Source organism: Cohnella sp. GCM10027633, from assembly GCF_042675445.1.
Classification (GTDB): domain Bacteria; phylum Bacillota; class Bacilli; order Paenibacillales; family Paenibacillaceae; genus Cohnella.
In genome coordinates, this window is the sequence record NZ_JBHTGV010000006.1 from 227,367 (window position 1) to 240,780 (window position 13,414).

Sequence of the window (13,414 nt, forward strand, 5' to 3'; positions counted from 1 at the left end):
TATTCTAACAGGTACAAGCCGTAATTCAAACCGCGGGGCGCTAAGGGATCAGCAAAATTTTACCCGAACTCAGCCGGCTCTCCATATAGCGATGGGCCTCCGCGCCATCAGCGAGCGGGAACAGCTTCGGAGGCTCCAGCCGCAGCCTCATCGCGAGCATGTCGTCGAATAACGCGTTCGCTCTTCTCACGCGGTCTTGATGCGTCGTCACGTGATTCCACAAGTCCCCGCCGGTCAGCGTCTTCGACGAATCCATCAGCATTCTCGGATCGACATGCGGCGGATCGCCGCCGGCCATGCCGTAGAAGACGACGTGCCCCTTCGCGCGCGTCGCAGCGAAGCTGTCCATCAACGTCGAGCCGACCGAATCGTAGACGACGTCGACGCCGGAGCCTCCGGTCGACCGCGCCCGGACTTCGCCCGACCAGTCCGAATCGTACAGCAACACGTGATCGGCACCCGCCTTGAGCGCGATTTCCCGCTTCTCCGGCGAAGAGGTCAGACCGACTACGCGCACCCTTGCCTTTGCATAGCTGCACGAGCAATTGGCCGACGCCGCCCGCCGCGGCATGGATCAGCACCTCGTCCGATCGCTTGACCGGGTAGCTGTCGTTCGCCAAATAATGCGCCGTCATCCCCTGAAGCAGCACGGCCGCCGCCTGCTCGAACGAGATGCCGCCGGGCAACGGAACGAGCCGATCGGCCGGGGCGAGCACGCGCTCCGCGTTCGCGCGGGGAACGTCCGCGAAGCCGACGCGGTCGCCGACGGCGAAGCCCTTGACCCCCGGTCCGATCGCTTCGACGATGCCCGCTCCTTCGTAACCGAGTATATAAGGCGGCTGACCCGCCAGATGATAATTGCCGCGTCTGCGGTAGATATCGGCGAAGTTAAGCCCGATCGCCTGCATGCGGACGATGACGCCGTCCTTCGTCGGCAGCGGCTCGGGAACGTCGCGAACCTGCAACACCTCCGGTCCTCCGAATCTCTCGAACGTTAACGCCATCATGATTCCACCGCTCCTTTTCCGCGAGTTTATTCGTAGTTATAATTGGTTAACATGCCTTAGCATCAGTATGGCCCGATATCGCGCGCGCAGTACCGCTTCCGTCTATCCTAACAGCCGAATGTCAGCCCATTGTTAAACGTTCGGTCACATTTCGTTGCAGGATTCGCCGGAAAGCGCGTGGAAGTACCCATGATGGATTCAACATTCGCGGAGCAGGTGCAACAATGACGACTTTCTATCAATTGAATACGATCTTCCTGAGCATGATCATGGAAGCCATTCCGTTCGTACTCGTCGGCGTACTGATCTCCGGGCTCATCCAGTCGTTCATTACCGAGCAATGGATCGCACGCGTCATGCCCAAGAACCGGGTGCTGTCCTCGCTGCTCGGCTGCAGCGTCGGCGTGCTGTTCCCTTCGTGCGAATGCGGCATCGTGCCGATTACCCGCCGGCTGCTGAACAAGGGCGTTCCGCTCAACGCGGGCATCGCCTTCATGCTGACGGGTCCGATCGTCAATCCGATCGTCCTGTTCTCGACGTTCATCGCCTTCGGCAACGATTGGACGATGGCGGCGATTCGCGCGGGTATGGCATTCGCCGTCGCGCTGGCCGTCTCCCTGACGCTCTCCTTCCTGTTCCCGACGCTTCCGCTCCGCGAGACGCAACAACGTCTAGCCCAAGCGGAAACCGCCGCGACCGCGCCGGCGACCGGCAAACCGTTGCCCGTTACCCGACCGGTCTGGTACGTGCGCATCTATCAAGTGCTGCTACATAGCATCGACGAGTTCTTCTCCGTCGGCAAGTATCTCGTGCTCGGCGCGTTCATCGCCGCCAGCATGCAGACGTTCGTGCCGACGTCGACGCTGCTTCATCTCGGCAGCAATCCGGTCACGGCGTCGCTCATCATGATCGCCCTGGCGTTCGTCATGTCGCTCTGCTCGGAAGCCGACGCGTTCATCGCGTCTTCGTTCCGCTCGACGTTCTCTACCGGGGCACTTTCCGCGTTCCTCGTGTTCGGGCCGATGATCGACATCAAGAACACGCTCATGCTGTTCGGCGCGTTCCGTGCCAAGTTCGTCATTACGCTCATCGCGCTCGTTACCGTATTCACCTTGATCGGATCGTTAATCGTGGGGAGGTTGTTCGGATGATCCGCTTCTACATCCTATTCGGATTCGCCTTCATGTTCATGCTCATTCACTGGGACGGCAAGCTGAACATGTACATTAACACCAGGTACGCCTACCTGTCGATTACCGCGATCGTCATGCTGCTGCTGCTCAGCTTGATCGAAGGACTCCGGATGTATTTGCTGGAGAAGAAGGCCGAGAAGCAAGCCGAGCTAGCCGCCAACGCGGCAATTAACCCATCGGCGCACGCGCACGATCATCACCATCATGAACATGCGCACGATCATCATCACGATCACGCGCACGACCATAGCCACGACCACGATCACGGCCATTCGCATGCGTCGCCCATCCGCTGGAAGCGCGTCGTCGGCTATCTGATTCTCGCTTTTCCGATCGTGACGGGAATCTTCCTGCCGGTTCAGACGCTCGACTCCAGCTTCGTCAAGGCGAAGGGCTTCTCGTTCCCGGGCATGGACGATTCGTTCTCCGACAAGAACCCCGGCAACCATCAGTTCCTCAGACCTGACTCCAGCGTGTTCTACTCGGAAGACAACTACGACAAGGTCAAGGACAAGGAACTGGCGGAATTCGCCGGCCTGAACACGATCGCGCTTAGCGACGACAACTACATGAAGGGCATGGAAGTCATCTACAACAATCCGGGCTTGTTCATGAACAAGACGGTCTCGTTCACCGGCTTCGCCTATAAGGGCGAGCAAGTGGACGGCACGCATTACTTCCTGTTCCGCTTCGGTTTCATCCATTGCGCGGCGGATTCCGGCGTCTTCGGGATGCTCGTCGATTTTCCGAAAGGGACGAACCTGCAAGACGACGACTGGATCCAAGTCACCGGCAAGTTGTCTTCCGAGCTGTACCAGCCGTTCAAGCAGACGATTCCGGTGCTCAAGGTCACGTCCTTCGAGAAAATCGACCAACCCAAAGACCCGTACGTCTACCGCACGTTCTAATCCGATCGCCGCAGAGGGGGAAGCCGCATGAAGCTCGACAATATTACGGTACTCGACTTCGAGACGACGGGACTGGATCCGGCTCGGGACCGCGTCATCGAGATGGCGGCCATTCGCTGCTACGGCGGCGACATCGTCAGCCAATTCAGCACGCTCGTCCGCTTCGACGGCGCGCTGTCTCCGAAGGTGACCGAGATTACGGGCATTACGTCCGCCGATCTCGTGAACGGAATGGACGAGGAGACGGCTTTTCGGATTCTGAACCGCGTCATCGGCGACAGCATCATCGTCGCGCACAACGCCACGTTCGACCTCGGGTTCCTGCATCATACGCTGCTACGGCTCGCGAACCGCTCGTTCAACAATTCGTTCCTCGACACGCTGACGATCAGCCGCAACCGGCACGTCTATCCGCATAACCTCAAGGAGATGTGCGCCCGCTACGGCATCGAGCTGGAAGGCGCCCACCGATCGTTGAACGACGTCGTCGGCACCTGGAGACTGCTGGAGAAGATGAACGCGGAGAAGAGCGTGGGGAGCGAACTCAACGTTCTCGGCTACTTGAAGAAATTCGGCATGCCCAAGTGGTATCCGCAGCACGCGAGCATGGTGTCGGTCGATATCAAATACGCGTAACGCCAAGCTGAAAAAGGAGGCAAGGGGAATCTCCCTTGCCTCCTTTCGCGTCTGCCGCCGTTATTGCGCCGGAGCGAGCGATACCGACACCTTAGATACGTTCGCCCCGCCCATGCCGCCGCTCAAACGGACGACGTTGCCGTTGCCCGGCTTCAGATCGATCAGCCGCTCGGTCTTGCCCGTGTACGCGTCCCAGCCGCCGGTTCCAGGCAAGGAGAGGAAGTAGCCGTCCCCGGCCTTATCGCCGCTGGAATCCACCTTGAACGCAGCGCCTCCGTCGGCGGAAGCATACTCGACCGTCAGCAGAGCCTTGCCGCCGGTTGATCCGCCGTCCACGCCGGTCAGTTCGATGAACGAGCCTTCCACGTGCATGTTGCCGACGTTGGCGCCCGACAGCGTCGCCCCGCCTCCGACCGTTACGCCCTCTCCGCCTACCTGATATTCAGTGCGAACGCTGTAGCCCTCCATCGATTCGCCCATCAACTCGGCGTACTTCGGCTCCGTCGCCTTCGAGCGCGGTCCGACGGCCGGCACGCCTTCGGCGGTTTGGACGACTTTCTGAATGGTGCCGTCCTCGTTGAAGTATACCCGGTCCACCCGCACGGAGCGGAGCGTGCCATTGCCGGAAATTTCTCCGCTATGGTAGAACATGTACCAGTTGTCCTTGTACTCGGCGATCGACCCGTGCGACGTGCCGCTCTTCTCGACCGGGTCGAGGAGGACGCCGCGGTTCATCCACGGACCGAGCGGGCTATCGCTCGTCGCGTAGCGCATCCGGTTGCCGTCCTTATAGTTGTCTGCATACATCAGGTAATAGAGGTCTCCCCGCTTGAACACCCAAGTCGCCTCGTGGAAGTCCGCCAGCTCCGGGAACGGCTTGAGCGGCCCGTCTAGCGACATCATGTCGTCCGCCAGCTTCGCTCCGTAGCTGCGACCGCCGCCCCCGCCGTAGAAGTAGTAGCTGCCGTCGTCGTCGCGGAACACGCTCGGGTCGATGAAGCTGTCGCCGGGCAATCCCTCGATGTAGCCATGAACCTTGAAGTCCGAGGCCGGCTTGTCGCTCGTCGCGACGCCGATCTTCCAAGACTTATTCCAATCGGACTCGTTCGGATGCGGGAAGTAGAAGTAGTAAATCCCGTCCTTGTACGCGGCATCAGGCGCCCACATGAAGCCGCCCTCCGGACGTCCCCACGGCACGTCGGCCGCTTCGAGGATCTGTCCTTCGTCCACCCAGTCGACCATGTTGTCCGACGAGAAGACGTGGTACTTATCCATCAGATCGCTGCCCCGCGACGGGAAAATATCATGCGAAGGATACACGTAAATCCGGCCGTCTTCCCACACGTGCGCGGAAGGGTCGGCGGTGAAGATGCTCGTGAAGATCGGATTGCCGGAGCTGACGTCGGCGACCGGCTCGGCCGGCGCCGGGGCTGAAGCCGCAGACGTAGGCGAAGGCGCCTCGGACGGCGTCGACGACGAAGTCGCCGGCGGCGCGGAAGACGGGGTTGACGTGGATTCGGGCGAAGACGACGTGCATCCGCTGACGACGGCCAATAGCAGTACTCCCGGGAGCAGCAAACGAGCTTTTTTCATAGGGAATCCTCTCTGCGATACGTAGGTTACTCCCATTATAGCAACGCACGATTTACCGACCATGAGCCTCGATTGTCCTTTTACCGGGCAATATTGTCCTTGTTGGAACGCAAACAACGCCCACCCGCCTGGATGGACGTTGCCATTGCTCTTCGCTTACTTCTTCGCGACCGGAAGCCATACCTCGCACCGGTAATCGTCCGCGTTCACGTCTCCAGGCGGATACAGCTCGAACTCGGGACCGCCCGCGTGCTCGTAGCCCGTCGCCGGGAACCATTCCTGGAAGACGCGGTTCCAGACGGTCTGAATCGCGTCCGGCATCGCCCCGACCGACGTGAACACCGCCCACGTGTATGCCGGTATTACCCTCGCCTCGTACCCTTCCGGCACTTCAGCTTCGCTTGGCGCCGCCACCGCGATGAGATAGTTGAACTCTTCCTCGCCTACCTGCATATCCAGGCAGACGCCGAGCACGTCCTCCTTGCCGCCGCCGACCTCGACCAGCTTCTCGACCGTACCGTCTTGATTGCTCCGTTGCCAGAACTTCGGAATCTCTCGCGAGTTCTCTCCGTCCTTGCACGTCGTGCGCAATGCTTTGCCGATGATGCGGAACGCGTCTCTCTCCACGACTCTGTAATCCATGTCCTTGTCTCCTTTAAGCGACAACTGGAAGGAAATGCGGGGAACGGCCTTCAGCCGGACGCTCTCGCCCCGGGCTTCGGAAGGCGCGATGCCGTGCAGCTTCCGGAACGCCTTCGCGAAAGACTCCGGCGAATCGTAGCCGTACTTCAGCGAGACGTCCAATATCCAGGCGCCTGTCGTCGCGAGCTCCTGCGCGGCCAGCGTCAGCTTGCGCTTGCAGGCGTACTCCGCGACCGTCATTCCCGTAACCATATGGAACATCCGCTGAAAATGAAACGGGGACGTATACGCGGCCTTCGCCGCCTGCTCGATATCGAGACGATCTTCCAGCGTTCGCTCGATCTCGTCGATCGCGGCGCTCATCCGGTTCAGCCATTCCAACCGCATCTCCTCCTCGTGGATTCATCCTACCATAGCGTTCTCGCTCGATCCTGTCATTCCCTGCTTCCTTCGGACAGCACGTCGCGGGCATCGGTATGGACAGAGAAGCACGCGCCGTGGCGCGTGCTTCTCATCGTTCATCGATGCTCCCGGATGACCTCGAGGAACGCCCGCCCGTACTTCGCGAACTTCGCTTCCCCGATCCCCTTCAACGTGCGCATCTCGCTCTCGGTCGTCGGCTTCACGCGGCACATCTCCTGCAGCGTCGCATCGTGGAAGATGACGAACGGCGGCAATCGCTCGCCGTCCGCGATCCGCTTGCGCACCTGGCGCAGCGCGTCGAACAAGGCCGGATCCTCGGCGTAGCCGCGCGCGGCCGAGCCGCCGCCGGAGCGAGACCGTCCGCCTCCGCTGCGCGATACGCCCGGAGGCAGCTCCCGCTCCACCCGGCGATAGACGCGCTCTCCTTGCTCGAGCACCTCTCGTACTTTCTCCGTGAACTGGACGACGGGGTATTGGCTGTCGGTCAACCGCAAGTAACCGTCTCCGACGAGCGCTTGGACGATCTGCACGATCTCCTTCTCCGTGCGCCCGCTCATCTTGCCGTAGTAGGCCAAGCTGTCGAACCCGAACTGCTGCAGCTTCGCGTCCTTCGCGCCTCGCAGAACCTTGGCGACCATCGTGACGCCGAACCGCTGGCGCAGCTTATGGATCGTGCCGAAGACGAGCTTCGCGTCGTCGGTCCCGTCGACCATCTCCCGATCGTCCGTGCAATTCGCGCAGCGGCCGCAAGGCTCGCCGTTCTCTTCGCCGAAGTAGCGGACGATCGCCAACTGCAGGCATTCCCCCGTGTGCGCGTACTGCACCATCTCGTTCAACAGCCGGTAATCGTTGCGCTTGCGTTCCTCGTCCGCCTCGCTCTGCTCGATGAAGAACTTCTGCGTCACGACGTCCTGGCCCGAGAACAGCAGCACGCAGTCGCCCGGTTCGCCGTCTCGACCCGCGCGTCCGGCTTCCTGATAATACGCCTCGAGATTCTTCGGCATGTTGTGATGGATGACGAAGCGCACGTTCGACTTGTCGATGCCCATGCCGAAGGCGTTCGTCGCCACGATGAGCGGTACGTCATCCCGTTGGAACGCGTCTTGCGTATCCGCGCGGTCCTCTTCCGTCAATCCCGCGTGATACTTGCCCGCCGCGATGCCGAGCCCGTTCAACCAGGCGTGCGTACCGTCCACCTCGCGCCGCGTTGACGCGTAGATAATGCCCGCTTGTCCCGGACGCTCGCGCAGGAACTCGCGAATATACGCGCGCTTGTCCGCGCCGCGGACGACGTTCAGCGTTAAGTTGTCCCTCGCGTAGCCGGTCGTCACCCGCGCCGGATCGCGCAACTGCAACCGCTCCGCGATGTCGTCCTTCACGACGTCGGTCGCCGTCGCCGTGAACGCGGCCATGATCGGACGCGGCTCGATGTCACGCAGCAGACGTACGATCGTCATATAGCTCGGACGGAAGTCGTGTCCCCACTGCGAGACGCAGTGCGCCTCGTCCACCGCGATGAGCGGCACTTCGATCCGGCGGAGAAGCGAGCGGAAGTATTCCGATTCGAGCCGTTCCGGCGCGATATAGAGCAGCTTGAACTTGCCGGCTTCGAGCTGCCTTATCCGCTCGTTCGTCTCCGCGAGCGACAGCGAACTGTTAATGAACGTCGCGGGAATGCCCGTCTCGTTCAGCGCGTCGACCTGGTCCTTCATGAGCGAGATAAGCGGGGAGACGACGAGCGTCACCCCGGGAAGCAGCACGGCCGGAATCTGATAGCAGATCGACTTGCCCGCTCCCGTCGGCATGATCCCGAGCGCGTCCCGCCCTTCCAACAGCGCTTCGATGAGCGAGCGTTGCCCGCTTCGAAACGCGTCATAGCCGAAGTATATGCGAAGCGCCTTCAGCGCATCGTCGAAATCGACGTTCCATCCGGTTCCCATAAGCCTCTTCCTCTCCCCTTGCGCATTACGACCGCGGCAACCAAGGAGACGGCTCCCCGGCATAGTAGATTCGCAGCACGTGGAGCGCCCGCGTGCATACGGTATACAGCAGCTTGCGGTCTTGCTCCCTGCCGTAGCGTTCGGCGCTCGCGTCCCAAACGAGCACCGCGTCGAACTCGATCCCCTTCGCCAGATAGGACGGGATGACGGATACACCGCGAGGCAGCTCCGCCGATACTCCGGTCACGTGCGACAGCTGCACGCCCTCCGCCAGGCGCTCGGACAAAATCGCGTATGCGTCCCCGCTGTCCTTCGACGTCTTCGCGATGACGCCGATCGTGCCGTAACCGCGCGACGCGAGCTCAGCTACCGCCTCGGCGACCCGCTCGCCGATCCGCGCGACGTCCCTGCATGCCTCGACCGACGGCGCTTCGCCCGACCGCTCGAACGGCGTAATGCCCGCCGCGTCTTCCGGCGATAGAATGCCTTTCGTGTAATCGACGATTTGCTTCGTCGAACGATAGCTCGTCGTCAGCTTCCAAGCGGCCGTATACTCCGGCGACATGAGCCGCGTCCACCCGCCGAAGCCCCCGCTCTGCTGCGATTGCAAGTAGATCGCCTGGTTGAAGTCCCCGAGCACCGTCATTCGGGCGCGCGGATATCGGCGACGCAAGTACGCCGCCTGGAACGGCGAGTAATCCTGCGCCTCGTCCACGAACACGTGCGAGATGTCGCCTTCCACCCTCCGGAAGCCTTCGAGCGCTTCCGATACGTACATGAGCGGCGTGGCGTCTTCGTGATCGATCCGCTTGCGGCCGAGCGTCTCCTCGCACCGGAGCGCCATCCAATCCCAGCCGGCCGGCAGCAGCCCGTCTGGCGCGCAAGCGACGAACAGGGATCTACTATAGAAAAGCTCCTGATAGGTTGCCACGAAGTCGATGAACCGGTAGCCCCGGACCGCCTTGATGATCGGCGCGATCGCGCTCTCCGCCGCGCGGCGGCGAAGTCTCGCGCGCAGTTGATCGTCGTCGTCGAACGATTCGTCGTGGAAGCCGCCGCTTCGGCGCACGTCGACGTACGCCCGCTGCAAGTCCTCGTTATCGGCGAGCTCAGCCGCTTCTTCCACCCACGGTTCATCGGCCTGCGACTCGATCCACGTCTTCAGCCTCTCGTTCAGCCATCGGCGCAAGCCCGCGGCCCTTAGCCCGAATCCGTCGGCGGGGCGAACGGAGTAGAATTGCTCCGTCATCTCCTCCGCCGAAGCGATCGTCATGTTGCGGAACCGGAGCGGACGGAACTTGACGCCTTCGGTCCCGAGCCGCTTCAAGTAGTTCTCGACCGTCGCGAAGTAATGCTCCGAGCCTTTGTACTGCACCGCGCGCTCTCTCGCGGCACCGCCCGTCGTCTCCGCGCTCGCCGCGAGAGCCTCTGTCTGCGAGAACAGATCCTCGACTTCGAACCGGCGCCCGAGCCTCGCCTCGATCAGCTCGCGGAACGTCATCTGCGTCATGTTCGCTTCCCCGAGGTCCGGAAGAACCCGCGAGACGTAGCCTTTGAACACCGGGTTCGGCGAGAACAGGATGATATTGTCCGGCTTCAGCGTGTCGCGGAACCGGTACAGCAAGTACGCGATCCGCTGCAGCGCGGCCGACGTCTTGCCGCTGCCCGCCGCGCCTTGGACGACGAGCATCCGGTGCTTCTCGTCGCGGATGATCCGGTTCTGCTCCTTCTGAATCGTCGCCACGATGCTCTTCATCGACGTATCGGAGCCTTCCGACAGCACGGCCTGCAGAATCTCGTCCCCGACCGTCTCCGACGTATCGAACATATGCCTCATCTGGCCGCCGCGGATGACGAATTGACGTTTAAGCGCGAGCTCCCCCTGCATGACGCCGTCCGGAACCGCGTAGGAAGCCGGCCCCGGCTCGTGATCATAGAATAAGCTCGAGATAGGCGCTCGCCAATCGAATACCCAGAACGTCTCTCCGTCTTCGCCGACGAGCGACGCTCTTCCGATATAGATGGTTTCGTTCGGACCGCCCCGCTCCGCGAAGTCGATGCGCGCGAAATACGGCGAGTCGAACTGCTTCGTCAGCCGCTCGACCGCCTCCGACGCGACGCGGTGGCTGCGCTCCCGCTCGGCCAGCAGCTCCGCCTGCTGCATGATGCTGCGCCATGTCTCGTCGACCTCGGCCCTGTCGGTGAAGCTCATCCGCACGTCTTCCCAGAATTCCTGACGGATGCCGACGACGTCGTCTCTCCGGTCCCCGAGCAGCGCCATCTCCTTGCGCAGCCTGCGGCTTACCTGCTCCAGCGTATCTCGCAACCGCCGTTCTTCCTCTTCGCGAGGCGCCTCTTGTCCAGCCAACGGATCGTTCACTCCTTACGGATAACATTGTATTCTCTGTTGTATCATGCGGGCGGGGCTAGCGCAACCCTGTTCGAATCTGCTTACCCGCATAGACGCGAGGTTAAGAATCGCGGAGCTTGAGCTGCTTATCGAACGAATAGAGAACGGCGATTTCGATTGCGAATATCATGTTAATATCAAACAACCAAGCTCCCCATGATCGCGGCGACTTTGCGTCGATCGCATGGAGAGCTTGGCTCGTTGCTCCTATTCGGCGGTCATCCCGCGCTATTGACCTTCTCCGCCGCATACCGGTTGGCCGGAATCGGCAGCCCGAGATTGCCGCGAAGCGTATCCGACTCGTACTCCGTCCGGTAGACGCCCCTCTCCTGCAGAATCGGCACGACCTTCTCGACGAAGTCGCGCAAGGCGTCCGGCGTCGGCGCATGCAGGATGAAGCCGTCCGCGGCCTCCTCCTCGTGCCAGAGCTGGATAAGATCGGCGATCTTCTCCGGCGTGCCGATGAACGCGCCGCGCGGCGTTGCCGCCCCGATTGCCACTTGGCGCAACGTTAGCCCTTGCTCCCGCGCGACTTGCTTGATCTTGTCCGTGCCGCTTCGGAAGCTGTTCGAGCCGAGGTCGCCGAGATCCGGGAACGGTTCGTCCAGCGGGTACTGCGAGAAGTCGTGATGCTCGAAAAACCGGCCGAGATATTCGAGCGCCTTGTCGATCGTCACGAGATTGGCGAACTCCAAGTATTTGCGCTCGGCTTCCTCCTCCGTATCCCCGACGATCGGTCCGATGCCCGGCAAGATGGCGATATCGTCACGCGAACGGCCGAGCGCCTCCGCGCGGTCCTTGACGTCCTTGTAGAACGCCTTCGCGTCTTCGATCCGCTCGTGCCCGGTGAACACCGCGTCCGCGCTCTTGGCCGCCAGCTTCCTGCCGCTCTCGGAAGAGCCCGCTTGGAAGATGACCGGATGGCCTTGCTTCGAGCGCGCGATGTTCAGCGGCCCTTGCACGGAGAAGAACTCTCCTTTATGGTTCAGCGTATGAAGCTTCGAACGGTCGAAGAATACGCCGGTTTCCTTGTTCCGCACGAACGCGTCGTCCTCCCACGAATCCCACAACCCGCGCGCGACTTCCAGGAATTCCTCGGCGATCCGGTAGCGCACGTCGTGCGACGGATGCTCCGGCTTGCCGAAGTTTTTGGCGGAGCCTTCGAGCGGGGACGTGACGACGTTCCAGCCCGCCCGGCCACCGCTAATGTGGTCTAACGAGCCGAATTGTCGGGATACGGTGAACGGTTCGCTGTACGACGTCGACAGCGTGCCGACGAGGCCGATCTTCGACGTTACCGCCGCGAGCGCGGACAGAATCGTGATCGGCTCGAACCGGTTCAAGAAGTGCGGAATCGACTTCTCGTTAATGTACAGGCCGTCGGCGATGAACGCCAAGTCGAACTTGCCCGCCTCCGCGATCTGGGCCTGGCTCTTATAGAACTCGAAGTTCACGCTCGCGTCGGCCGGAACCTCCGGATGCCGCCAAGCGGACACGTTGCCGCCTACGCCGTGGATGATCGTGCCTAGCTTAATCTTTTTCCGGTTAGCCATGTTGCTCTTCCTCCTCTTCGTTCGCTATGCGTCGTTCAAGCTTCCAGCAAAGCCGTCTCCTCGAGACGCAGCCGGTAGCTCTTGACCAAGATATTGCCGTTATGGAACTCCTTGTCGTAGGCCCGCTCGAAGCCGAGCCGCTCGTACAGCCGGACCGCCGAATCCATCAAGTCCGACGTATGCAGATGCAAAGAGTCCGCGCCGCCCTCGCGCGCCAGCTTGGCGCTCGCCCGAATGAGCTCGGTGGCGACTCCGAGTCCGCGCGCTTCGCGCGTAACGCCTAGCAGCCGGATGATCGGGTTATGGATCTGGAGCTGGGGAGCGCCGTACGCTTCCGTCGACGTCGCGTAGACGAACACGCTGCCGACGATTCGTCCGTCGACCTCGGCCACGAATCTCGCGAGCGTCGTCGGCGCGTCGACCGCCTCGAGAATGTTCGCTTTGTATTGCTCCCAGCGTTCGCCGGCAAGCGCCTCCTCGTATTGACCGTAAGCATCCAACAATACGCGGGCTACCTCTTCCCGGTCCTCCGCTTCCGCGAGCCGGACTTGCAATCGTCCTGTCGTCATGGGCTTCCCCTCGCTTCCATTAATAGATGGCGTTCAGATCGCGCAGCCGGAACCGGCATTGCGCGATTCGGTCTCTCCCCGCTTAATGCGGTCGATCTGTCCGAGATGCGATTGCACGTGGGCGACGAACGACCGGACGATGCCGCCCGCCGTCACGTTCTCGCCTTTGAAGTTGACGCCAGTCTTCTCCCAGTCTTCGGCTTCCAATCTTCGGAACAAGCGGCTATTGTATAGAAGCAATTGACGGAACAGCTCCAGCGTATCCTCGACCTTGCCTTCGTTCGCCTTCTGTCCCGCTACCCACGGATCTTGAGCGAACGCCGGCAGCTTCGTCGTCGAGCCCGACAGGATTTCCCGCAGTCGGAACGAGACGACGATATTGTGATCGGCCAGATGCGTCAGCACCTCCGCGACGCTCCAGGTCTTCTCGGACGCCTTCCAGCGCAACTGCTCGGCGGACAAGCCTTCCGTCGCTTGCCGCAACTGCTCGTAAGTGTCCAGATAGGAATCGATATCGACGAGTTCTTGCGCTTGGCTCAT

At 61.5% G+C, this 13,414-nt stretch carries 10 protein-coding genes and 1 pseudogene; 3 read left to right on the forward strand and 8 right to left on the reverse strand.

Features of this window, described 5'->3' with window-relative positions; genetic code table 11:
• Positions 1-40: 40 nt before the first annotated feature.
• A pseudogene (locus tag ACFQZG_RS16495) lies at positions 41-1,007 on the reverse strand (quinone oxidoreductase family protein).
• A 224-nt stretch (positions 1,008-1,231) separates the two neighbouring features.
• On the opposite strand from ACFQZG_RS16495, the gene ACFQZG_RS16500 reads away from it, so the two are divergent.
• From ACFQZG_RS16500 to ACFQZG_RS16510, 3 genes are read left to right on the forward strand one after another with little or no spacing between them, the layout of a single operon-like run.
• A complete protein-coding gene (locus ACFQZG_RS16500) occupies positions 1,232-2,158 on the forward strand; it encodes a permease (protein WP_378154407.1) in 927 nt (308 codons plus the stop codon).
• Positions 2,155-3,108 (forward strand): TIGR03943 family putative permease subunit, encoded by a 954-nt coding sequence (locus ACFQZG_RS16505; protein WP_378154409.1) that lies wholly within the window; start codon positions 2,155-2,157, stop codon positions 3,106-3,108. Before ACFQZG_RS16500 ends, ACFQZG_RS16505 begins: the two co-directional genes overlap by 4 nt.
• Positions 3,109-3,135: 27 nt before the next feature.
• Positions 3,136-3,744 (forward strand): 3'-5' exonuclease, encoded by a 609-nt coding sequence (locus ACFQZG_RS16510; protein WP_378154411.1) that lies wholly within the window; start codon positions 3,136-3,138, stop codon positions 3,742-3,744.
• Between the two features lie 60 nt (positions 3,745-3,804).
• Here ACFQZG_RS16510 and ACFQZG_RS16515 read toward each other — a convergent pair whose 3' ends face one another.
• From ACFQZG_RS16515 to ACFQZG_RS16545, 7 genes are all read right to left on the reverse strand, one after another.
• A complete protein-coding gene (locus ACFQZG_RS16515) occupies positions 3,805-5,337 on the reverse strand; it encodes a family 43 glycosylhydrolase (RefSeq protein WP_378154412.1) in 1,533 nt (510 codons plus the stop codon).
• Between the two features lie 156 nt (positions 5,338-5,493).
• Entirely contained in the window at positions 5,494-6,366 is an 873-nt protein-coding gene (locus ACFQZG_RS16520; RefSeq protein ID WP_378154414.1) for an AraC family transcriptional regulator, read from the reverse strand.
• A 131-nt stretch (positions 6,367-6,497) separates the two neighbouring features.
• Positions 6,498-8,342, reverse strand: coding sequence for a DNA helicase RecQ (recQ, locus tag ACFQZG_RS16525; protein ID WP_378154416.1), 1,845 nt, complete (start codon positions 8,340-8,342; stop codon positions 6,498-6,500).
• A gap of 25 nt (positions 8,343-8,367) precedes the next feature.
• The gene (helD, locus tag ACFQZG_RS16530) at positions 8,368-10,710 is read right to left on the reverse strand and encodes an RNA polymerase recycling motor HelD (protein WP_378154418.1); all 2,343 of its coding nucleotides are present in this window, start codon (positions 10,708-10,710) and stop codon (positions 8,368-8,370) included.
• A gap of 260 nt (positions 10,711-10,970) precedes the next feature.
• Positions 10,971-12,305 carry an LLM class flavin-dependent oxidoreductase gene (locus ACFQZG_RS16535; RefSeq protein WP_378154420.1) on the reverse strand — a complete coding sequence of 445 codons (1,335 nt, stop codon included), beginning with the start codon at positions 12,303-12,305 and terminating at the stop codon, positions 10,971-10,973.
• Between the two features lie 35 nt (positions 12,306-12,340).
• Positions 12,341-12,874, reverse strand: a complete 534-nt coding sequence (locus tag ACFQZG_RS16540) for a GNAT family N-acetyltransferase (RefSeq protein WP_378154422.1) — start codon at positions 12,872-12,874, stop codon at positions 12,341-12,343.
• Between the two features lie 33 nt (positions 12,875-12,907).
• Positions 12,908-13,414: a DinB family protein gene (locus tag ACFQZG_RS16545; RefSeq protein WP_378154424.1), complete on the reverse strand. Its 507-nt coding sequence runs from the start codon at positions 13,412-13,414 to the stop codon at positions 12,908-12,910.